General features: G+C 72.0%; 18 protein-coding genes. 6 read left to right on the top strand and 12 right to left on the bottom strand.

Features of this window, described 5'->3' with window-relative positions:
* Nucleotides 1-2 precede the first annotated feature (2 nt).
* On the top strand, nucleotides 3-929 hold the full coding sequence (locus AC6EI4_RS01005; RefSeq protein ID WP_498420576.1) for a universal stress protein: 927 nt from the start codon (nucleotides 3-5) through the stop codon (nucleotides 927-929).
* Here AC6EI4_RS01005 and AC6EI4_RS01000 read toward each other — a convergent pair.
* The 3 genes from AC6EI4_RS01000 to AC6EI4_RS00990 all read right to left on the bottom strand — a co-directional run bounded on the left by AC6EI4_RS01000 (nucleotide 926) and on the right by AC6EI4_RS00990 (nucleotide 3,524).
* Entirely contained in the window at nucleotides 926-2,521 is a 1,596-nt protein-coding gene (locus AC6EI4_RS01000; RefSeq protein ID WP_498450297.1) for a GAF domain-containing sensor histidine kinase, read from the bottom strand. The two genes, AC6EI4_RS01005 and AC6EI4_RS01000, sit on opposite strands and share 4 nt — an antisense overlap.
* Nucleotides 2,522-2,562: 41 nt before the next feature.
* The gene (locus AC6EI4_RS00995) at nucleotides 2,563-3,003 is read right to left on the bottom strand and encodes a pyridoxamine 5'-phosphate oxidase family protein (RefSeq protein WP_498450296.1); all 441 of its coding nucleotides are present in this window, start codon (nucleotides 3,001-3,003) and stop codon (nucleotides 2,563-2,565) included.
* Nucleotides 3,004-3,089: 86 nt separating this feature from the next.
* On the bottom strand, nucleotides 3,090-3,524 hold the full coding sequence (locus AC6EI4_RS00990) for a nitroreductase family deazaflavin-dependent oxidoreductase (protein WP_498420580.1): 435 nt from the start codon (nucleotides 3,522-3,524) through the stop codon (nucleotides 3,090-3,092).
* A 54-nt stretch (nucleotides 3,525-3,578) separates the two neighbouring features.
* Here AC6EI4_RS00990 and AC6EI4_RS00985 point away from each other — a divergent pair, with 54 nt between their 5' ends.
* From AC6EI4_RS00985 to AC6EI4_RS00975, 3 genes are read left to right on the top strand one after another with little or no spacing between them, the layout of a single operon-like run.
* Nucleotides 3,579-4,514: a 1,4-dihydroxy-2-naphthoyl-CoA synthase gene (locus AC6EI4_RS00985; protein ID WP_498450295.1), complete on the top strand. Its 936-nt coding sequence runs from the start codon at nucleotides 3,579-3,581 to the stop codon at nucleotides 4,512-4,514.
* Between the two features lie 12 nt (nucleotides 4,515-4,526).
* On the top strand, nucleotides 4,527-4,829 hold the full coding sequence (locus AC6EI4_RS00980) for a DUF4333 domain-containing protein (protein WP_498420584.1): 303 nt from the start codon (nucleotides 4,527-4,529) through the stop codon (nucleotides 4,827-4,829).
* Nucleotides 4,830-4,875: 46 nt separating this feature from the next.
* Entirely contained in the window at nucleotides 4,876-5,565 is a 690-nt protein-coding gene (locus AC6EI4_RS00975; RefSeq protein WP_498420585.1) for an NAD-dependent deacylase, read from the top strand.
* A 49-nt stretch (nucleotides 5,566-5,614) separates the two neighbouring features.
* Here the strand turns inward: AC6EI4_RS00975 and AC6EI4_RS00970 are convergent, their stop codons facing one another.
* Entirely contained in the window at nucleotides 5,615-7,141 is a 1,527-nt protein-coding gene (locus AC6EI4_RS00970) for a hypothetical protein (protein ID WP_498450294.1), read from the bottom strand.
* 89 nt (nucleotides 7,142-7,230) lie between these two features.
* Between AC6EI4_RS00970 and AC6EI4_RS00965 the strand changes: the two genes are divergently transcribed.
* Entirely contained in the window at nucleotides 7,231-7,851 is a 621-nt protein-coding gene (locus tag AC6EI4_RS00965) for a CPBP family glutamic-type intramembrane protease (protein WP_498420589.1), read from the top strand.
* Here AC6EI4_RS00965 and AC6EI4_RS00960 read toward each other — a convergent pair.
* Complete coding sequence (locus AC6EI4_RS00960) at nucleotides 7,824-8,801, bottom strand: NAD(P)H-binding protein (protein WP_498450293.1); 978 nt, start codon at nucleotides 8,799-8,801, stop codon at nucleotides 7,824-7,826. The two genes, AC6EI4_RS00965 and AC6EI4_RS00960, sit on opposite strands and share 28 nt — an antisense overlap.
* A 127-nt stretch (nucleotides 8,802-8,928) precedes the next feature.
* Between AC6EI4_RS00960 and AC6EI4_RS00955 the strand changes: the two genes are divergently transcribed.
* Entirely contained in the window at nucleotides 8,929-9,699 is a 771-nt protein-coding gene (locus tag AC6EI4_RS00955; RefSeq protein WP_498420593.1) for a hypothetical protein, read from the top strand.
* 76 nt (nucleotides 9,700-9,775) lie between these two features.
* Here the strand turns inward: AC6EI4_RS00955 and AC6EI4_RS00950 are convergent, their stop codons facing one another.
* The 7 genes from AC6EI4_RS00950 to glgX all read right to left on the bottom strand — a co-directional run bounded on the left by AC6EI4_RS00950 (nucleotide 9,776) and on the right by glgX (nucleotide 20,271).
* A complete protein-coding gene (locus tag AC6EI4_RS00950; RefSeq protein ID WP_498420594.1) occupies nucleotides 9,776-10,948 on the bottom strand; it encodes a zinc-dependent alcohol dehydrogenase in 1,173 nt (390 codons plus the stop codon).
* A complete protein-coding gene (locus AC6EI4_RS00945; RefSeq protein ID WP_498420595.1) occupies nucleotides 10,945-11,904 on the bottom strand; it encodes an SRPBCC family protein in 960 nt (319 codons plus the stop codon). The genes AC6EI4_RS00950 and AC6EI4_RS00945 overlap by 4 nt, the downstream gene beginning before the upstream one ends.
* 222 nt (nucleotides 11,905-12,126) lie before the next feature.
* Nucleotides 12,127-12,741 (bottom strand): hypothetical protein, encoded by a 615-nt coding sequence (locus AC6EI4_RS00940; protein ID WP_498450292.1) that lies wholly within the window; start codon nucleotides 12,739-12,741, stop codon nucleotides 12,127-12,129.
* 119 nt (nucleotides 12,742-12,860) lie between these two features.
* Nucleotides 12,861-13,616: a DUF222 domain-containing protein gene (locus AC6EI4_RS00935; RefSeq protein ID WP_498450291.1), complete on the bottom strand. Its 756-nt coding sequence runs from the start codon at nucleotides 13,614-13,616 to the stop codon at nucleotides 12,861-12,863.
* Between the two features lie 262 nt (nucleotides 13,617-13,878).
* Nucleotides 13,879-15,672: a malto-oligosyltrehalose trehalohydrolase gene (gene treZ, locus AC6EI4_RS00930; RefSeq protein ID WP_498450290.1), complete on the bottom strand. Its 1,794-nt coding sequence runs from the start codon at nucleotides 15,670-15,672 to the stop codon at nucleotides 13,879-13,881.
* A 1-nt stretch (nucleotide 15,673) separates the two neighbouring features.
* Nucleotides 15,674-18,088, bottom strand: coding sequence for a malto-oligosyltrehalose synthase (gene treY / locus AC6EI4_RS00925; protein ID WP_498450289.1), 2,415 nt, complete (start codon nucleotides 18,086-18,088; stop codon nucleotides 15,674-15,676).
* A complete protein-coding gene (gene glgX / locus AC6EI4_RS00920; protein ID WP_498450288.1) occupies nucleotides 18,085-20,271 on the bottom strand; it encodes a glycogen debranching protein GlgX in 2,187 nt (728 codons plus the stop codon). Before glgX ends, treY begins: the two co-directional genes overlap by 4 nt.
* Nucleotides 20,272-20,285 lie beyond the last annotated feature (14 nt).

The raw sequence follows: 20,285 nt of genomic DNA, 5'->3' as shown, positions 1-20,285 counted from the left end.
CGATGAGCGCGACACCGAACACCCCTGAGGACTCGACAGAGCTGCCCGCGGTGGTGGTCGGGGTCGACGGCTCGATCCGCAACAAGGCGGCGGTGGTCTGGGCGCGAGCCGAGGCCGCCGCCACCGGCCGTCCGCTGGACCTGCTCGCCGTGCTCGACACGACCGGCTTCCCGGTGCCCTGGTACGGCGCGATCCCCGACGACGAGCCGGCCTGGAGCGTGCTCGACGACATCGCCCAGGAGGTGAGTCGCGAGCTGCCGGGCACCACGGCGCGTCGCGACGTCGTCACCGGTCCCGCCGCCCACGTGCTGCTGGAGAGCGCGAAGGGCCAGGAGCTCCTGGTCGTCGGCAAGCGCGGCAAGGGCACCTTCGCCCGCGCCCTGGTCGGCTCGACCTCGATCGCGGTGGCGGGGCGCTCGAGCGTCCCGGTGGTGGTGGTCCCCGACGAGTGGGAGCCCGACCAGCACACCGGCGGGGCCGTGGTGGTGGGCGTCGCCCCCGACGACCTGCACCCCGACACCATCGAACGCGCCATCAGCGAGGCGCGGCGCCGTGGCGTCGAGCTCGTCGTGGTGCACGGCTGGGAGGTTCCCTCGGTGCTCGCCTGGGACGCGGACCTGGTCCGCGAGACCTACCAGCGGGCGCAGGCCGACCACACCGAGGCGCTCGAGGCCGTGGTCGCGCCGTACCGGGCGGCTCACGAGGACGTCGCCGTCCGCGCCGTGAGCAGGCGCGCGCACCCCGCGAACGCGCTGCTCGACGTCGCCGAGGAGTGCCACGCCCAGCTGCTGGTGCTGGGACGCCACGACGTCAGCCGACTGGGCGGGTTCCCGCTCGGAGCGGTCCCGCGAGCCGTCCTGCACTACGCGCACATGCCGGTGATGGTGGTCCCGGGTGAGCAGCCGAGATCGGCCGGCACCCCCGACTAGTACGTCTTCAGCGGGACCCGCCAGGTGAGGACCGTGCCGTGCGGGATCCGGGTGCCTAGGCCGAGCGACCCGCCCAGCGCCTGGGCGCGGTTGCGCGCGTTGCGCAGCCCGCTCTCCACCCGCTCCGGCGCCACGCCCACCCCGTCGTCGCTGACGATCAGGGCGACCTCGCCGGGCTTGGCCTCGATCTCGATGGTTGCCGAGGTGGCGCCGGAGTGGCGGGCGATGTTGGAGATCGCCTCGCGCAGCACCGCGAGCAGGTGATCGCCGACCTGCTCGGGGACCGCGGAGTCCACCGGCCCCGCGGTCCGCAGCGCCGGGCGGAAGCGCAGCACCGTCTCGTACTCCTCGAGCAGCCCGAGCACCTCGGTGCGCAGGGTGCGGCGGTTGCTGTTCTGGAGCTCGAAGATCGTGGTGCGGATGTCGCGGATCGTCGCGTCGAGGTCGGTCACCGCCCGCTCCAGGCGCTCGCGGACCTGGGGGGTGGAGGCCTTGGGGATCACGCCCTGCAACTGCAGGCCGGTGGCGAAGAGTCGTTGGATCACCAGGTCGTGGAGGTCGCGGGCGATCCGGTCACGGTCCGAGACGATCGCGAGCTCCTCGCGCTGCGCCATCGCCTGGATCCGGTCGAGGGCCAGCGCGGCATGGGCGGCGAAGGTGCCGAGCAGGTCGGTCTGCTTGGGGGCGAGGTCGTCGACCGGGCCGGGCAGCACCGCGACCAGCACGGCGTCTCCGGAGAGGTGGCCGTGCAGCGGTACGACGAGAGCCCGCTCGCCGCCGGGGAGGAGGACCTCCTCGGGCCCCGAGCGCTTCTCCACCCCCAGCAGCCGGTCGGTGAGCGACTCGACGATCTCGGGGAGCCGGTCGATGTTGCGCCCGTCCGCGGCGACGATCTGCCAGCCCAGGGAGTCGTTGCGGCGCACGATGCCGACGGCGGTGGCGCGGGCCACCGATCGGGTCTGGACGGCGATCTGCTGCATCGCGCTCTCGAGGTCGACCGGCGGCTGCAGGGCGTCGTCGAGGCGTGCGGCAGCCTCCAGCCAGGTGCGCTGCAGCTCGCTGAGGGCGTAGGCGCGGGCGTTCTCGATGACGAAGCCGGCCGCGCTGGCGAGCACCTGGATCAGCTGCTCGTCGGAGTCGCTGAACTCTGCGCCCCCCGCCTTCTCGGTGAGGTAGAGGTTGCCGAAGACGACGCCGCGGATGCGCACCGGGACGCCGAGGAACGAGCTCATCGGCGGGTGGTTGGCCGGGAAGCCGAACGAGTCGGGATGGGTCTGCAGCGTCTGCAGCCGGATCGGCACCGGGTGGTGGATCAGCAGGCCCAGGATGCCCCGCCCGTGCGGCAGGTCGCCGATCTGGGCGTGGGTGTCGTCGTCGACGCCGTGGGTGATGAACTCCGACAGGTCGCCGTCGCTGCCGACCACGCCGAGAGCGCCGTACCGCGCCCCGGTCAGGGTGCACGCCGACTGCACGATTCGGCGCAGCACGTTGTGCATGTCGAGGTCCGTGCTGATCGCGATGACCGCATCGAGGAGTGCCTGGGCGCCGGGCGGCAGGTCACTGCCCATACCCTCATGCTCCTGCTGCGTCATGGGCCCATCCTGTCAGGAGGCCTCACACGGTGGGACGCGGGTTACACCACCCGGCGCACGGCCATGTTCTGCACGGCCGACCAGCCGCCTCCCAGCCGACGCCCGGTGAGGGCGTCCCACTGCAGGCGCACGTACATCGGACGCGCCCCGTCGGCCCACGGCCGCGGGTCCCAGGTCGAGGTGATGCCGGACAGCTCCTCCGGCGAGTCGACCAACCTGCCGCGGCCGGTCGCGACCACGCTCCAGCCGTGCTGGTTCTCGTAGTCGAGCTGGTCGACCTCGAAGGCCAGCAGGTTGTTCCAGGCGTAGGTGCCCACGACGCTGTACGGGGCCGTGCGGAAGACGATGGAGTCGTCGATCACCGCGTAGTTGACGGGGACGATGTGCGGGCCCGCAGGTGTGCTCATCGCGACCCGGCCCACGACGCTGCCGGTGAGCAGCTCGTGGCACTCCTGGTAGGAGAGTTCGGTGGTCTGTGTCATCTCGGGGATCACCTCCTTATGTCCTCTCATCGTCGTCCGGGGCCCCGTACAGCCGGATGAGTCATTGGTCCTGACTGGCAGGGTCCTCAGCCGCGCTCCAGGACGAAGACCGGGATCTGCCGGTCGGTCTTCTTCTGATACTCCGCGTACGCCGGCCACACGGCGACGGCGCGGTCCCACCACAGCCGGCGCTCCTCGCCCTCGACGCGGCGGGCGACGTACTCGTGCGGCTCCGGGCCGTCCTGGAGCAGCACGTGCGGGTCGGCGACGAAGTTGTGGAACCACGCCGGGTGCTCGGGCGCGCCGCCCTGGGAGGCGACCGCGGCATAGACGCCGTCGTGCTCCACGCGCATCACCGGGTTCTTGCGCAGGGCGCCCGACTTCGCGCCCCGGGAGGTGATCACGACGATCGGCACCCCCTCGACGGTGTTGGCGCGGGCGCCGCCGGAGGCCTCGTACTCGGCGACCTGGTCGCGGACCCACTTGCTCGGGCTGGGCTGGTACTCGGGGTTGTCGGTCATGGGTCGAGAACACCACGTGACGGCGCTGTGTTCCAGTGTCGGTAGCCTGCCCGCATGAGCGCCATCGACGGGGTGTCGGAGATCTTCGACGCCGAGGCCTGGGACACCGTGCCCGGCTTCGAGGACCTGACCGACCTGACCTACCACCGGGCCAAGGCCCACGGCACCGTCCGGGTGGCCTTCGACCGGCCGGACGTGCTCAACGCGTTCCGCCCGCACACGGTCGACGAGCTGCTGCGCGTCCTCGAGCACGCGCGCACCTCCAGCGACGTCGGCTGCGTGCTGCTGACCGGCAACGGGCCCGGCGAGCGGCACGGCAAGTGGGCGTTCTGCACCGGCGGCGACCAGCGCATCCGCGGCCGCTCGGGCTACCAGTACGAGGCGGGCACCGAGGGCGGGGTCAACGACGCGCGCACCCCGGCCGACCAGGCCCGGCTGGGGCGACTGCACATCCTCGAGGTGCAGCGCCTGATCCGGTTCATGCCCAAGGTGGTCATCTGCGTCGTCAACGGCTGGGCGGCCGGCGGCGGGCACAGCCTGCACGTGGTCTGCGACCTGACCCTGGCCAGCGCGGAGCATGCGCGCTTCAAGCAGACCGACGCCGACGTGGGCTCCTTCGACGGCGGCTTCGGCTCGGCGTACCTGGCCCGGCAGGTGGGCCAGAAGTTCGCCCGCGAGATCTTCTTCCTCGGCGACGAGTACTCCGCCGAGGACATGCACCAGATGGGCGCGGTCAACAAGGTGGTGCCGCACGCCGAGCTGGAGAAGGTGGCGCTGGAGTGGGGCGCGAAGATCAACGGCAAGTCGCCCACCGCCCAGCGGATGCTGAAGTACTCCTTCAACCTCATCGACGACGGGCTCGTCGGCCAGCAGCTCTTCGCGGGCGAGACCACCCGGTTGGCCTACATGACCGACGAGGCCGTCGAGGGACGCGACCAGTTCCTGGAGAAGCGCGACCCCGACTGGTCGCCGTTCCCTTGGTACTACTGAGACGATGGGGCCATGTCGCCCCACACCCGCGCCGGCCGCGTCCTGGTCGTCCCGCTGGTGCTCCTCGCGGTGGCCGGGTGCGCGGAGAGCGCCGTCACGCAGCGCGACCTCGAGGGGCAGATCGACGAGCTCTTCACCGAGGAGACCGGGCAGGAGGCCGAGAAGGTGACCTGCGAGGACAACCTCAAGGCCGAGGAGGGCGCCACCCAACGCTGCACGATCACGACCGCGGCCGGCTCGATCGACGTCGACGCCGAGGTCACCTCCGTCAAGGGCGAGACGGTGAGCTTCGACATCACCGAGGTCGCGCAGTAGCGCTGCCGCGCGTCACCGCCCGCAGCAGGGGTCCTATCCTCGAGGGGTGAGGATCGTGGTGCTGACCGGCGCGGGCATCTCCGCCGAGAGCGGCGTGCCCACCTTCCGCGACGGCGACGGGCTCTGGGCCGGCCACCGGGTGGAGGACGTCGCGACGCCGGAGGCCTTCGCGCACCAGCCCGAGGTCGTCAACGGCTTCTACGACGCCAGGCGCCAGGCGCTGCAGGTGGTGGAGCCGAACCTCGCCCACCGGGCGCTGGCGCGCCTCGAGCAGCACCTCGACGGGGACCTGCTGGTGGTGACCCAGAACGTCGACGACCTGCACGAGCGCGCCGGGAGCCGCCGGGTCGTGCACATGCACGGCGAGCTGCACTCGGCGCGGTGCCTGGCCTGCGACGGACGGCACCGGTGGGCCGAGGACCTCGCCCACCGCCCGCCGTGCCCGGACTGCGGGCTCTCCGAGCTGCGTCCCGACATCGTGTGGTTCGGCGAGATCCCCTACGACCTCGACCTGATCGAGGAGGCGCTCTCGGACGCCGAGCTGTTCGTCTCGATCGGGACCTCCGGCGCGGTCTACCCGGCAGCCGGTTTCGTCCGGGTCGCGCGCGAGTACGGCGCTCGGACCCTCGAGCTGAACCTCGAGCCGAGCGAGGGCACCCACCTCTTCGACGAGGCCCGTCACGGCCCCGCCGGGTTGTTGGTGCCGGCCTGGGTGGACGAGGTGCTGGCGGGCTGATCCCCGCCGGCACCTCGCCACCCGTGGCGGTGCCTGTGCTTGCGGCGGCTCAGACGCCGCGGGCGACGGCTGCGGCCGCAGCCAGCCAGGCGCGCTGGGTCTCGGCGCGCAGGGCCCCGAAGTGGATCACGCCCGACTTCAGCGCGGGGTCGAACGGGATCCGCACGACCTCGCGCACCAGCGGCGCGAAGTCACGGGCGATCCGGTCCATGTTGGGGTCTCGCCCCGGGGTGCGCTGGGAGACGATCAGCACGGCGTTCTGCGCCAGCCGACGGCAGTGGTCGTCGCGGCTCGCCAGCGCCTCGAGCATCAGCGCTCCGGCCTCGGGGGTGTCCTCCACGTTGGTGCACGGGACGACCAGGGTGTCGGCGTGCTTCATCATCGTGCGCCAGTTGGGCGCCCGCTCGCTGTTGCCCGAGTCCATCACCACCAGCCGGTAGTAGCGCGAGGCCACCCGGTAGATGTCGTCGACGTCCTGGGCGGAGACCACGTGGTCCCCGGCCACCGACTGGTCCGACCAGAGCACGTCGTACTTGTCGTCGGGCTGGTGGTGGGTGAAGTAGCTCATCTCCGCCGACTGGGCCGTCGTGGAGAGCAGGTCGTCGACCCGGGGCAGCAGGTCCAGGACGGTCGCCTCGTGGTTGGCGCGCTGGGTGCGCCAGGCCAGCGACCCGCGCGTCTCGTTGTTGTCCCAGGCCAGCACGCCCGCGCCGCCGTAGCGGGCGAAGACGGCGGAGAGCATCACGGTGGTGGGCGTCTTGTTGGCCGACCCCTTGCCGTTGGCCACCGCGATCACCCGCGGGCCGGGCCAGTGCTGGGAGACCGCGGCGACGTCGTCGCGGAAGGCCTGCTCCTTGGGGCCCGGCTCGAGTCGCATGCCCACCCGGTTCAGGGCGCCGCGCCAGCCCTGGGCCGCCGGCTGGACGGCCGGTCCGGCGGTGATGAACGACGGCCGGGTGGAGCGGTGCACGCTCCCCACGGACCCCGCTGCCGGCAGCTCGGCGCGCCGCTGGCCGGGCTCCTGGACGGCCAGCGGGACGGCTTCCTGGGCGGCCTGTGGGGCTGCGTGCTGCGCGGGCTGGACGGGCTGCGGGTTCGGCGGGGGCGCGGGCTGCGGGGCGGGCTGCGGGGCAGGCTGTGATGCGGGCTGGGGCACCGGCTCGGGTGCCCGCTCGGGTGCCGCGGGCCGCTCGGTCGGCGGCGTCGGGGCGGGGTCTCCCAGCGGGTCGGTGAGCGGGTCGCCGAGCGGGTCGGGCACCGGCTCCGGCGGGGTCTGGCTCAGCCGGGGAACGGGCCAGTTCGTGTCCGGGGTCCGCTCGTCGTAGTACCAGCCGTCGGGGGTCACCACCAGGGAGGTGGGCAGACCGTCGGGGCCGGTGGTGCGCACGCGGAACGGCTGGGCGGAGTCGGGGCTTCCGGCCAGGTCCCACAGGAAGTTGAGCGCCTTGTCCCGGGCGTCGGCCAGCCCGGGGGTGTTGGCGAAGACGTGCTGGGCGCCGCGCGCCTGCACCTCGACGCTTCCGTCGGCCCGGAAGGCCGCGGAGACGTGCTCGTTCTCGGTGTTCAACTCGGTCATCTGCGCTCCTTGTTCAGCGACGGCTCATGACCGTCCGCGGAGGTTCTTCCCTCGGGGCACCGATGTATGCGTGCCCCTAAACTCGCGGCATGCTCAGCCGGCAGCGGGTGACCACGGTCGTCTTCATCTCGATGGGAGCGGCTCTGCTGGCGTTCTCCCTGCGGCTCGAGCCCGGGGACTGGTGGTTCTACCCGTCCACGCTGGCCCTCGCGGTGCTCTGGACGGTGGGCTCGTTCGCCGCCGGGCCGGTGCATCTGGGCAGGATGGGCAACGAGCCCTCCGGGCGCCGGCCGGTGGTGCTGCCGCTGCTGACCGGGCTCGGCCTGGTCGTGCTGTTCGTGCTGGGCGCGCTCGTGGTGCGCGAGGTCGACTTCCTCAGCGACGCGGTCGGCGACGTCGTCGAGCACGCCGAGCAGGGCTCGCTGACGGTGCTGCTGGTGATCACGCTGCTCAGCGGCCTGGCCGAGGAGCTGTTCTTCCGCGGTGCGGTCTACGACGCGGTGCCCCGGCACCGGGTGCTGGTGACCACCGTCGTCTACTCGGTGGTCACGCTGCTGACCGGCAACGTCATGCTCGCCTTCGCGGCGGTGCTGCTCGGCGCCGTGGCCGGCTGGCAGCGGGAGCGGACCGGAGGGGTGCTGGCGCCGATGATCACCCACGTGACGTGGTCGGTCAGCATGCTCTACGCGCTGCCGCTGCTCTTCCCCTGATCCTCCCCGCCGCGGGTGGCCGCCTCCTGGGCGACGTCGCGCCCGGTGGCCTCGGCGCGGCGGTCGGCGAGCGCCCGTCGTACCGCCTCGGCGTAGGACTGGGTGGGCCCGGGCACGACGTCGCGGATCGAGGGGTCGTGCACGATCACCTCGGTGTCCATCGAGTCGATCAGGTTGCGCCCGGTGGTGACGTCGACGTCGGTGACCAGCGCCAGCCAGTACGACGAGAGCCGGGGGGTGAGCACCGGGACCGGCACGATCGGCACCGAGGTGCCCCTCTCGGCGCGGGCGGCCACGCGGAGCATCTCGAGGTACGACATCTGCTCGTCGCCGCCGATCTCGAAGACCCGGTCCAGCGCGTCGGGGTTGTCGAGCACGCCGATCAGGTAGCGCACCACGTCGTCGAGGGCGATCGGCTGGGTGCGGGTCCGGGCCCAGCGCGGCACGACCATCGCGGGCAGGTTCTTCACCAGCTGGCGGGTGATCTCCCAGGAGATGCCGCCGTGACCGACGATGATCGCCGCCCGCAGCACGGTCACCGGGACGCCGGCCTCGCCGAGCAGCTGCTCCACCACGCGCCGCGAGCGCAGGTGCGCGGAGAGGGCCTGGTCCTCGTCGCCGAGGCCGCCGAGGTAGACGATCTGGCGCACGCCGTACGCGCTCGCCGCCTCGCCGAAGGCCCGCGCGGCGGCGGCGTCGCGCTCCTCGAAGTCGGGGGAGTCCAGCGAGTGCACCAGGTAGAAGGCGAGGTCGGCGTCGGCGAGCGCCTCCGCCAGCGTGGCAGGGTCGTCGACGTCGCCGTACACGGCGGTGCCGGCCCCGGCGTAGGCCTCCGGGCGGCGCGTCATCGCGCGGACGTCGTAGCCCTGAGCGGTCAGGGCGGGGGCCAGGCGGCGCCCGATGAACCCGGACGCTCCCGTGAGCAGGACGCGCTTCGCTGAGTCGGCCATGGCCTACCTGTTGCCCAACGGGGGTCACCTCATGTGCACGACGGCGACGGCGATGGCGCGGCCGGCACCCTGGACGGCCCTGCGGGCACCTGTGATCTCATGAGTGGACCGACCCAGGAGGAATGACGTGACGTACAACAGGCGCACCAGGCTCGCCGCAGCCGTGGCTGGAGCCGTGATGCTGACCGCGACCGCGGGCTGCGGTGGCGACGACGACGGCGGCAAGGGCACGTCGGGCGAGTCCTCGGCCGACGGCTTCGCCGACAAGTCGGTCGACGAGATCCAGAAGGCCGCGCTGAAGGACATGGGCGCGCTCGAGTCGGTACGGATGGCCGGCGACATCACCAACGACGGTGGCGAGATGTCGCTGGACCTCCAGCTCAACACCGACGGGGACTGCTCGGGCACGATCGCGATGGACGGTGCCGAGGCCGAGATCATCGGCGTCGGGACGGACTCCTACCTGAAGGGGACCAAGGAGTTCTGGTCGCTGAGCATGGGCGGGGGCAACGACGAGCAGGCCGCCGCCATCGTCCAGATGATCGGCGACAAGTGGGCGAAGGTCCCCGACGGCGGGTTCACCGAGGTCTGTGACCTCGACGCGTTCCTGGACAACCTCGAGGACGGCGAGGAGTCCGACTCCGCCGACGACAAGGGCGAGGTCGTCGGCGAGACCGACGTCGACGGCACCCCCGCGGTGGAGATCAAGTCCGAGGAGGACGGCGAGACCACCACCGTCTGGGTCGGCAGCGAGGAGAACAAGCACTACATCCTCAAGATGGAGGTGACCGGCGGCGACGAGCCGGGCGAGTTCACCTTCTCGGAGTTCGACGAGCCCATCGACGTCGAGGCCCCCGCGGACGACCAGGTCGTCGACCTGGCCAACATGGGCGGCTGAGGACCCCACCAGCTCCCACGACCGACGCGAGCGGCTCAGCCCCGACGGGCTGAGCCGCTCGCGTGCTTTCGCTGGCTCAGGGGTGCAGCACGATCTTGGTGCAGTCGTCGCGCTTGTGCTTGAACATGTCGTAGGCCCTCGGCGCCTCGGCGAGCGGCATGTGGTGGCTGATGATGTACGTCGGGTCGATCCGGCCCTCGCGGATGTGGCCGAGCAGCGGCTCGAGGTAGCGGTGCACGTGGCACTGGCCGGTCTTCAAGGTGAGCGAGCGGTTCATGACCGAGCCGATCGGGAACTTGTCCATGAAGCCGCCGTAGACGCCCATCACCGAAACGGTCCCGCCGTTGGCGCAGGCCAGGATCGCCTCGCGCAGCGCCTGCGGACGCTCGGTCTGGGTCTTGGTGAGCTGCTTGGCCTTGTCGTAGACGTGCACGGCGGTGAGGTCGGTGTGGGCCTCCATGCCGACCGCCTCGATGCAGTGGTCGGGGCCGCGGCCGCCGGTCAGCTCGCGCAGCTCCTCCAGGACGGAGGTCTCCTCGTAGTTCAGCGGGTGGGCCCCGGTCCGCTCCGCGGCGAGGCGCAGCCGCTCGGGGATCCGGTCGATGGTGATCACCTTCGACGCCCCGAGCAGGTAGGCGCTCATGGTCGCGAACTGGCCGACCGGGCCGGCGCCCCACACCGCCACCACGTCGCCGGGTTGGATGCCGCACAGCTCGGCGCCCATGTAGCCGGTGGGCAGGATGTCGCTGAGGAACAGGACCTGCTCGTCGGTCAGGTCGTCGTCGATCCGGATCGGGCCGACGTCGGCGAACGGCACCCGCACGTACTCGGCCTGGCCGCCCGCGTAGCCGCCGAGCATGTGGGAGTAGCCGAAGATCCCCGAGGGGGAGTGGCCGAGCATCTTCTCGGCCATCCCGGCGTTGGGGTTGGAGTTCTCGCAGATCGAGGTCATCCCGCGCCGGCACGGGGCACAGGCGCCGCAGGCGATCGGGAACGGCACCACCACGCGGTGGCCCGGGCGCAGGTTGGTGATGCCGCGGCCGACCTCGACGACCTCGCCCATGAACTCGTGGCCCAGGATGTCGCCGGGCTCCACCGTGGGGATGTAGCCGTCGTAGAGGTGCAGGTCGGAACCGCAGATGGCGGTCGAGGTCACTCGTACGATCGCGTCGCGGTCGCTGAGGATCTGCGGGTCGGGCACCTCGCGCACGTCGACGCGGGCGGGTGCTGTCCAGGTGACTGCCTTCATCGGTGAGCCTCCGTCGCGCAGCAGGTCGAGGGGTTCTTGAGAGGCTGGGCCGGTCGCTGGCCGACCTGGTGGCGGGCGTCGGTGCCGTGCGGGAGTCCGTCGGAGCGGACCACGTCGCCGGTCTCCAGGACCTGCTTGAGACGGCGCAGGTCGTCGCGGACCTGCTGCTCGGGCTCCTCGCCGAGGAGCTTGGCCACCATCCTGCCGACGGCGCCGCCGGGGACGTCGTAGTGCAGCTGCACGCGCACCTCGGTGCCGCGGTCGCCGGGCGCGGGCGCGAAGTGGACGGTGCCGGAGTTGTCGATGTCGGCCTTCTTCAGCGACTTCCACGCGATCCGGCGGGGCGGCTCCTCGCTGGTGATCTCGGCGTCCCAGCTGACGGACTTCTTGATCGGGGCGGCCGCCACCCAGTGCGACCTGCGGCCGTCACCGTCGACCTGGACTTCGAGCAGGTGACGCATGAAGGTCGGCAGGTTCTCCAGGTCGCGCCAATAGGCGTAGACCTCCTCGATCGGCCGGTTCACGGTGACCGTGGCCTTCACCGAGAGCGGGCCCGGGCGGCCCGGGCCGTGCTGGCGGCGGCTGCGCGTGGCCCGGCGGGCGGCGTACAGGTCCAGGGCGGCGATCCCGGCGACCGCCGACGTGGCGACCAGCACGCGCGTACGTCGGGCGCCGGTGCGCGCGGAGGCGGCGTGGCCGAGGACGGCGAGGTCGAGGGCGTCGCCCGCCACCCGGGTCCACACCATGCCGGGGGGACCGAGCAGCAGCGCGGCGGCGTGGGTCAGCTCGCGGTAGCCGACCATCCGCATCACCTCGGGCGCGGTCCGGGAGTCGTCGATGCCGACCAAGCGCGCCATCGTGTCCGTGGAGGTGAGCATCGGTACGCCGAGTCCGATGCTCGCGAGGCCCAGGAAGCGGGTGAGCCTCCGCGTCGAACGGTCGGGACGGTCGGTCATGGCGAACCTCCTGGGCCGGTCGATGGTGGGCGCTGGTACCCGCCGAACCGGGGTGGCATGCCATCGCGGTGGGGTGCCCTGGGGTGGTGGGTTTGGTGGGTGGGGTCCGTCGGGCAGGGGCCAGACGTGCCGCGGGTTGGCGGGGGTTGGCGGGGGCTGTGTGCCCCGGACGTGCCGCTGGCCCCGCCGGGTGGTGCCTGGGCGGGGTGTGGGGCGGGGCAACTACCGGTCGGGTGGAGGCAGGTCCGACGCGGCCGGGATGGGGTGCGGATTGTCGCGTCGGCGGTCTCGGGAGACGTCGAGGGTGCCGGTGTGGTCGCGCAGGTACTGGTAGCCCTGGGGGCTGGTCCACAGGTAGGTGCCCGGGTCGAGGTGCGTGTAGGTCCAGGGGCTGTGGGTCTTGTGGCGGTGATGTCGTCGGCACAGCGGGGCGAGGTTGCATGAGCAGGTGGTGCCGCTGGTGGCGTGCTCGCGGATGTGGTCGCAGTCGGCGCGATGGCCGTCGGGGGTGAGTCGTCGGGCGGGTCGGGTGCACCAGGGGAAGACGCAGGTGTGCTCGATGAGTGCCAGGCGTTCCACGAGCCGGTCGGGGGTCTCGTAGGCGTTGACGTGGACGTGGTCCTCCAGGTCGATCACCGGCTTCACGATCACCTGGGTGTCGGGGGTGGCGCACCAGTCGCGGACCTGGTCGACCGAGACGAAGGAGGCGGTGTTTTCCACCCGCGCCAGGTGTACGGCGCGGGGGGCGTCGGTGTCGGCGCCGCAGTCGGGGTGGGCGCCGGTGTCGTCGAGGCCTCGGGCGCGGAGCGCGTCGTGGGAGAGGTGGACGTAGAGCACCACCTGACGCGGTCGCCGGGCCTTGCCGGTGTCGCCGTGTGCGGCAGTGTGCGGTTGATCGGAAGCACCTGGTGCGTCGGATCCACCGCACTGACCGGTGCCCGACCCCTCGCCAGAGCTCAGGTCGAGGGCAAGCTGACGCCGCGCGACCTCCCCGGCGGCCTTCGCCGCCGCACCCCGAGCGGGTCCACCGATCCGAGCGCCTGCTGCTGCGCGGCCCCGGCCGCGACGGCGGCGTCGAGGTCCAACGCGTCGGCGAGGTCGAGCTCGCCGCGCACGGTCATGGTGCCGTCGTAGGAGACCTGGTCGGTGTCGATGTCGAAGCACCGCCCGTCCGCAGCCGCGCGGCGCCGCGCCTCAGCCTCCTCGGGCTGGAACCGGACCCGCGCCTCTTCGATGAGCCGGTCCAGGGCGGCGAGGCCGATCTTGTGCGCCACTGCGGCGACGTGGGTGTCCACGAACCCCGCACCCGCCGGGACGAGGCTCATCGTCGCGTCCGCGATGCGCCGGGCCTTCCACGCCACGAGATCACCGCTGACGACCCGCGCCCAGACCCTTGGCAACCGGTGGCGCAGCTCCAGGGCCTGCCCCACATACCGCCGTCCGGCCTCGGTGGACATCCCGATGGCGAGGGCGAACTCGGTGACCGCGAACTCCGCCACCAACGGCGCTCCAGGTCCGGCGACCGGGATCCCGTGGTCGCCGTACGGCCCGTGGATGACCGCGGCCGCTTCCAGGGACTCCACCGAGTGCATCGCCGCCCAGTCCACCGCGAGTTGGAGCTGCTCGGCTTCCGCGCGGTCCGCGGTCGTGCGTCGTACCCGCGCGGCAGCCAGCACCGCACGAGCGGTGTCGGGAGTCGCGGTCCGGGTCATGGATCCACTCAAGCAGGCGCCACCGACAGTCCTGCCCCCAGAAACCGCCCCGACACGCGGGCTGTGGAGAACTCATCCGAGGTGGTTCCCGAGCCGCTCGCCTGCGCTCGCTGCGCCCACCCACCACCATCTTCTGCTCGCCCAGGCGGCCGCTGTCGCCGGCCCGTCGCCGCGCTCACCGGGGCGGGAAGCCGGCGGCCCGTGACGAGCACCCGGCCGCGCGCTACCGCCGGGTGCGCTAGCCACCCGCCCGGGGCCGGCCTCAGACGACCGCGACCAGCGCCCCCTGATGGCTCGGCACCTTGAGCACCTCGCCGTCCAGGGCGACCGTTTCCTCGGTCGAGAAGAGCAGGCTGTGCGGACCGTCGGGCGCCACCGTCGCCGGCGACGAGCCGAAGTTGACCACCATCAGCACGTCCCCGCGCTGCATCGTGAAGACCCGGCTCTCCTCGTCCACCGTGCAGCTCACCGAGCCGAACGACGGGTCGGTCAGCTCCGGGCGGGCGCGCCGTACGGCGGCCAGTCGCCGGTAGACGTCGAGGATCCGGGCGTGGCGCCCGCCCTCGAGCTCGGACCAGTCGAGCTTGGAGCGCTCGAAGGTGCCCGGGTCCTGGGGGTCGGGGACGACGGCAGGGTCCCAGCCCATCCGTTCGAACTCGTGGATGCGCCCCTCGGCGGTCGCCTTGCCCAGCTCGGGCTCGGGGTGCGAGGTGAAGAACTGGAACGGCGTGGAGGCCGCCCACTCCTCACCCTGGAACAGCATCGGCGTGAAGGGCCCGGCCAGGGTGAGCAGCGCGGCGCAGGCCAACTGGCCGTCGTCGAGGTGGCCGGGGGTGGGGTCGGAGAGCCGGTCGCCGCGGGCCCGGTTGCCGACCTGGTCGTGGTTCTGGTTGCACACCACCAGACGCCAGGTGGGCATGTGCGCGGTGTCCACCGGGGCCCCGTGGTCGCGGCCGCGGAACGAGGAGAACGTGCCGTCGTGGAAGAACCCCTTCTCGCACACCTTCGCGAGCGCGGTGAGGGGCTCGAAGTCGGCGTAGTAGCCCTCGGTCTCCCCGCTCAGCGCGACGTGCACGGCGTGGTGGAAGTCGTCGCTCCACTGCGCGTCGAGCCCGTAGCCGCCGGCCTCGCGGGGGCGCACCAGCAGGGTGTCGTTGAGGTCGGACTCCGCGATCAGCGTCATCGGCCGGTTGCGGTACGCCGACAGCGCGGCCACCTCGATCGCCATCTCCTCCAGCAGGTGGGTCGGCGAGCTGTCCGAGAGCGCGTGCACGGCGTCGAGCCGCAGCGCGTCGACGTGGTAGTCGTCGAGCCACATCAGCGCGTTGTCGAGGATCAGCCGGCGCACCTCGTGGCTGCCGTCGGCGTCGAGGTTCACCATCGAGCCCCAGGTGTTGGCGTCCTCGTGCTTGAGGTACGGCCCGAACTCCGGCAGGTAGTTGCCCGAGGGCCCGAGGTGGTTGTAGACGACGTCCTGCACCACGCCCAGCCCGGCACGGTGGCAGGCGTCGACGAAGCGCTGGTAGGCCTCGGGGCCGCCGTACCCCTCGTGCACCGTCGACCACAGCACGCCGTCGTAGCCCCAGTTGTGGGTGCCGTTGAACCCGTTGACCGGCATCAGCTCGACGAAGTCGACGCCGATCGAGCGCAGGTGGTCGAGCCGGGAGAGCGCGGCGTCCAGCGTCCCCTCGGGAGTGAACGTCCCCACGTGCAGCTCGTAGATCACCGCACCGGCCAGCTGACGGCCCGTCCAGGCGCCGTCGCCCCAGGCGTACGACGACGGGTCGTAGGTCTGCGACCGGGCGTGTACGCCGTGGGGCTGGCGCCGCGATCGCGGGTCGGGCAGCGGGGTCTCGCGGTCGTCGAGGAGGTAGCCGTAGTCGACCCCGGACCCGGCGTACTCGCTGACGTCCTCGGCGGGCGTCCACCAGTGGTCGGGGCCGCAGGTCATCGGCACCACCCGGTCGCCCACGCTGAGCGCGATCCGCTCGGGGATCGGCGCCCAGACGTCGAAGACGGTCCCGCTGCGACGGGTCCGGGTCGTGGGTGCGCTCATCTCAGGCATCCTTCTCACGCACCAGCAGTGCGACGGGGTAGGTGGACAGCACCTCGGCGAGGCGTACGTCGCGGGTCACGGCCCGGCCGGTGACGGCGTCGACCCAGGTGCCCGGGGGCAGGGGGAGCCGGGTGTCGTCCCAGCCCCCGCGGGCGGCCAGCCCGACCGGCAGGCGGGTGGCGACGGTGATGGCGCCGCCCCGGTCGAAGGCGACCGCGTGATCGGCGGCCGGGCCCTGGGCGGAGAGCGGGGCGTAGCCGGCGAACAGGTCGGGACAGTCGCGACGCAGCGTCAGCGCCACCTTGGTGACCAGCAGCTTGGCGTCGCCCGGGTCGTCGGGCCCGGTCGGCATCGGCGGCCGCACGCCGCTGCGCACCTGGGCGAGCACGTGCTTGCGCTGCTCGAAGTCCACCGGGCGGCGGTTGTCGGGGTCCACCAGGCTCTGCTCCCACAGCTCGCTGCCCTGGTAGACGTCCGGGACGCCAGGCATGGTGAGCGCGAGCATCTTGGCCGACAGCGCGTTCACCCAGCCCGGGGCGGCGACGCGGTGCACGAACTCCTCGATCGTGCGACGGACCTTCGCGTCGTCGAAGGCGGCGTCGACTCCCGCGTGCACGGCGGCCTCGTAGGCCTCGTCGGGCTCGGTCCAGGTGGTGTGGTCGCCGGCCTCGCGCATCGCCTTCTCGGCGTAGGCGTGCAACCGGTCGCGGCTCGCCGGCCAGGACCCCACCACGGCCTGCCAGAGCAGGTTGGCGAAGCCCGCGTCCGGCATCGGCGCCAGCTCGAGCAGCCGGGTAAGCGTCGCGTCCCACTCTTCGGGGAGCTCCGCGATGGTGCTGATCCGCGACCGGACGTCCTCGCCGCGCTTGGTGTCGTGCGTCGAGAGCGCCGTCATCGCCATCGGCCAGGTGGCCTGTCGCTCGGCCATCGCCTCGTGGAAGACGTCCGGCGCCACCGCGAAGACGCTGGGGTCGCCGCCGACCTCGTTGAGCGAGGTGAGCCGCGACCAGCGGTAGAAGGCGCAGTCCTCGACCCCCTTGGCCATCACCATCCCGCTGGTCTGCTGGAAGCGCAGGGCGGGCCGGTTCTGGGCGTCGGTGAGCACCGGGGCCAGCACGTCCAGCACCGGCTCGAGGTCCGGGCGGTGCCGGCGGGCCAGGGCGAGCGCCTCCTCGAAGTGCTCGAGGCCCTCGGGCAGGTAGGAGCGGTAGACCGGGAAGCAGGCGAGCAGCTCGGCCACCGCGTCCACGATCTCCTCGGTGCCGGGGCTCGGCGCGGCCGGATCGGCGCCCGCGGTGGCCTCGAGCACCTGCTCGATCTCGCGGGTGATCCGGCGCACCTCGGAGTTCAGGATGCCGTCCGCGACCGCGCGCTTGGTGTCGTGGATCATCCGGTGCCAGTCGACCGGCTCCCCGCGCAACCGCGTCTCGAGCGCGTCCAGCGGGCCCTCGCCGGAGGGGTCGGTGAGGATGCGGTCGATCAGCGCCAACGCGTCGTAGCCGGTGGTGCCGGCGGTGTCCCACTCGGTGAGCAGGCTCTCGCCCGGCTCCAGGATCTTCTCGACCAGCACGTAGGCGTTGCCGGTCAGTCCGGCGAGGTCGCGCAGGTAGCCGCCCGGGTGGCGCAGCCCGTCGGGGTGGTCGACGCGCAGGCCGTCGACCAGGCCCTCGTCGAACCAGCGCCGGATCTCGACGTGCGACTCCTCGAAGACGTCGCGGTCCTCGACCCGCACGCCGGCGAGCTCGTTGACGGCGAAGAACCGGCGGTAGTTGAGCTCGTCGTCGGCCATCCGCCAGCTCACCAGCTCGTAGTGCTGGCGGTCGTGCACGGCGTTGGGGTCCAGGCCGCCGGGCAGCGACTCGTCGTCGGAGCCGGGGGCGATCGGGAACCGCTTGTCGTGGTAGCGCAGCTCGCCGCCGACGACGGCCAGGTTGGCGATCGGGCCGCCGGGCTCGTCCTGGTCGTCGTCGCCGACCACCGGGATCCGGATCCGTCCGTCGCCGGCGGCCCAGTCGATGTCGAAGGCGTTCGCGCGCATCGAGTCGCGGCCCCGGGCGAGCAGGTCCCACCACCAGGCGCCCTGGTGCGGCGTGGCCACCCCGACGTGGTTGGGGACGATGTCGACGAGCACGCCCATGCCGAGGCGACGTGCCTCCTCGGACACGGCGGCCAGCCCCGCCGCGCCGCCGCGGGCGGGGTCGATGTCGTCGTGGCTCACCACGTCGTAGCCGTGGTCGCTGCCGGGCTCCGAGGCGAGCAGCGGGGAGAGGTAGACCCAGTCGGCGCCGAGACCGTGCAGGTACTCCAGCAGGTCGCGGGCCGCGTAGAGGTCGAACTCCTCGGTGATCTGCAGGCGGTAGGTGCTCACCGGCGCCCGCTCGGGAACGGCCCGGGTCACCGGCTCGGTCTCGCTCATCGCGCGGTCTCGGCCTGGGCGGCCACGGACGCGGCGACGGAGTGGTCGACGTCGGCCTCGGGCTCGGTGTACTCGCGCAGGACCAGCATGCTGCGGGTCTCCAGGTCGACGATGCTCCCCGCGGCGCACGGGCCGCGGTCGTCGGCCACCCCGCCGGTGTCGATGACCACCTCCCACATCTCGGCGTACTCCGCGGGGGGCAGGGTGACCTGGGCCGGGCCGTCGGCGTTGAAGTAGAGCAGGAAGTGGTCGTCGATGATCTGCTGGCCGCGCGCGTCGGCACCGGCGATGCCGTGGCCGTTGAGGTACATCCCGATCGCCTTGGCGCCGTCGTTCCAGTCGCCGTCCTCCATCGGGCGCCCGTCCAGGTGCAGCCAGACGATGTCGTTGAGGCGCTCGCCGTCACCGGTGCGCACGGTGCCGCCGGTGAAGAAGCGCTTGCGGCGGAACGTCGGGTGGTCGTGGCGCAGCCGGGAGACCGCCGAGGTGAACTCCACCAGCGGCTGGTCGACGCGGTCCCAGTGCACCCAGCTCAGCTCGGAGTCCTGGGCGTAGGTGTTGTTGTTGCCGTCCTGGGTGCGGCCCAGCTCGTCGCCGTGCGCGATCATCGGCACGCCCTGGCTCAGCAGCAGCGTGGCCAGGAAGTTGCGCTGCTCACGGGCCCGGGCCAGCTGGATCTCGGGGTCGTCGGTCGGTCCCTCGACGCCGTGGTTCCAGGACCGGTTGTGGTTCTCGCCGTCGTTGTTGTCCTCGCCGTTGGCCTCGTTGTGCTTCTCGTTGTAGGAGACCAGGTCGCGCAGCGTGAAGCCGTCGTGTGCGGTGACGAAGTTGATGCTCGCCACCGGCCGGCGCCCGGAGTGCTCGTAGAGGTCCGAGGAGCCGGCGATCCGGCTGGCGAACTCGCCGAGCGAGGGCTCGCCGCGCCAGAAGTCGCGCACGGTGTCGCGGTAGGCGCCGTTCCACTCGGTCCACTGGGGCGGGAACCCGCCCACCTGGTATCCGCCCGGGCCGACGTCCCAGGGCTCGGCGATCAGCTTGACCTGGCTGACCACCGGGTCCTGCTGGACGAGCTCGAAGAAGGTCGCCAGCCGGTCCACGTCGTAGAACTCGCGCGCCAGCGTGGAGGCGAGGTCGAAGCGGAAGCCGTCCACGTGCATCTCGGTGACCCAGTAGCGCAGCGAGTCCATCAGCAGCTGCAGCGAGTGCGGGTGGCGCACGTTGAGGGAGTTGCCGGTGCCGGTGTAGTCCATGTAGTACTGCTCGTCGTTCTCGACGAGGCGGTAGTAGGCCGGGTTGTCGATGCCCTTGAAGCTCAGCGTGGGCCCGAGGTGGTTGCCCTCGGCGGTGTGGTTGTAGACCACGTCGAGGATGACCTCGATGCCGGCCGCGTGCATCGCCTTGACCATCGCCTTGAACTCCTGGACCTGCTGGCCCTGGCCCTGCTGGCTGCGCGCGGTGGCGGCGTAGTCGGCGTGCGGGGCGAAGAAGCCCAGGGTGTTGTAGCCCCAGTAGTTGCGCAGGCCCTTCTCCAGCAGCGTGTTGTCCTGCACGAACTGGTGGACCGGCATCAGCTCGAGCGCGGTCACCCCGAGCTTGGTCAGGTGCTCGGTGACAGCCGGGTGGGCGAGCCCGGCGTAGGTGCCGCGGATCTCCTCGGGGATGTCCGGGTGGAGCTGGGTGAGCCCCTTGACGTGCGCCTCGTAGATGACGCTCTCGTTGTAGGGGATGCCGAGCAGGCGGTCGCCCTCCCAGTCGAAGAACGGGTTGATCACGACGCCGAGGGTCATGTGCTGCGCGGAGTCGTCGTCGTTGCGCGAGGAGGGGTCGCCGAAGTTGTACCCGAACAGCGACTGGTCCCAGTCGATCTCGCCGCTGGTCGCCTTGGCGTAGGGGTCGAGGAGCAGCTTGTTGGGGTTGCAGCGCAGCCCGCGCGAGGGGTCCCAGGGGCCGTGCACGCGGTAGCCGTAGCGCTGCCCGGGCTGGATCTGGGGCAGGTAGCAGTGCCACACGTGGGCATCCACCTCCCGGACCTCCACCCGCGTCTCGGTGCGGGTGCCGTCAGGTGCCTCGTCGAAGAGGCAGAGCTCGACTCGGTCGGCGGCTTCACTGAACAGTGCGAAGTTGGTGCCGCTGCCGTCGAAGGTCGCGCCGAGCGGGTATGCCGCTCCCGGCCAGGTCTCCATCAGTGATGCCTCTC

The organism is Nocardioides sp. Z43_10, assembly GCF_059766615.1.
Note: the sequence above shows the minus strand (reverse complement) of the source record. Positions and strands in the feature narration are given on the sequence as shown.

What these genes read in the sequence shown, in the direction of transcription:
- glgX (WP_498450288.1), bottom strand. Translation starts at nt 20,271, where the DNA reads ATGGAGACCTGGCCGGGAGCGGCATACCCGCTCGGCGCGACCTTCGAC.
- AC6EI4_RS00985 (WP_498450295.1), top strand. Translation starts at nt 3,579, where the DNA reads ATGAGCGCCATCGACGGGGTGTCGGAGATCTTCGACGCCGAGGCCTGG.
- treY (WP_498450289.1), bottom strand. Translation starts at nt 18,088, where the DNA reads ATGAGCGAGACCGAGCCGGTGACCCGGGCCGTTCCCGAGCGGGCGCCG.
- AC6EI4_RS00980 (WP_498420584.1), top strand. Translation starts at nt 4,527, where the DNA reads ATGTCGCCCCACACCCGCGCCGGCCGCGTCCTGGTCGTCCCGCTGGTG.
- AC6EI4_RS00945 (WP_498420595.1), bottom strand. Translation starts at nt 11,904, where the DNA reads ATGACCGACCGTCCCGACCGTTCGACGCGGAGGCTCACCCGCTTCCTG.
- AC6EI4_RS00950 (WP_498420594.1), bottom strand. Translation starts at nt 10,948, where the DNA reads ATGAAGGCAGTCACCTGGACAGCACCCGCCCGCGTCGACGTGCGCGAG.
- AC6EI4_RS00990 (WP_498420580.1), bottom strand. Translation starts at nt 3,524, where the DNA reads ATGACCGACAACCCCGAGTACCAGCCCAGCCCGAGCAAGTGGGTCCGC.
- AC6EI4_RS00970 (WP_498450294.1), bottom strand. Translation starts at nt 7,141, where the DNA reads ATGACCGAGTTGAACACCGAGAACGAGCACGTCTCCGCGGCCTTCCGG.
- AC6EI4_RS00935 (WP_498450291.1), bottom strand. Translation starts at nt 13,616, where the DNA reads ATGACCCGGACCGCGACTCCCGACACCGCTCGTGCGGTGCTGGCTGCC.
- AC6EI4_RS01000 (WP_498450297.1), bottom strand. Translation starts at nt 2,521, where the DNA reads ATGACGCAGCAGGAGCATGAGGGTATGGGCAGTGACCTGCCGCCCGGC.
- AC6EI4_RS01005 (WP_498420576.1), top strand. Translation starts at nt 3, where the DNA reads ATGAGCGCGACACCGAACACCCCTGAGGACTCGACAGAGCTGCCCGCG.
- treZ (WP_498450290.1), bottom strand. Translation starts at nt 15,672, where the DNA reads ATGAGCGCACCCACGACCCGGACCCGTCGCAGCGGGACCGTCTTCGAC.
- AC6EI4_RS00960 (WP_498450293.1), bottom strand. Translation starts at nt 8,801, where the DNA reads ATGGCCGACTCAGCGAAGCGCGTCCTGCTCACGGGAGCGTCCGGGTTC.
- AC6EI4_RS00995 (WP_498450296.1), bottom strand. Translation starts at nt 3,003, where the DNA reads ATGACACAGACCACCGAACTCTCCTACCAGGAGTGCCACGAGCTGCTC.
- AC6EI4_RS00965 (WP_498420589.1), top strand. Translation starts at nt 7,231, where the DNA reads ATGCTCAGCCGGCAGCGGGTGACCACGGTCGTCTTCATCTCGATGGGA.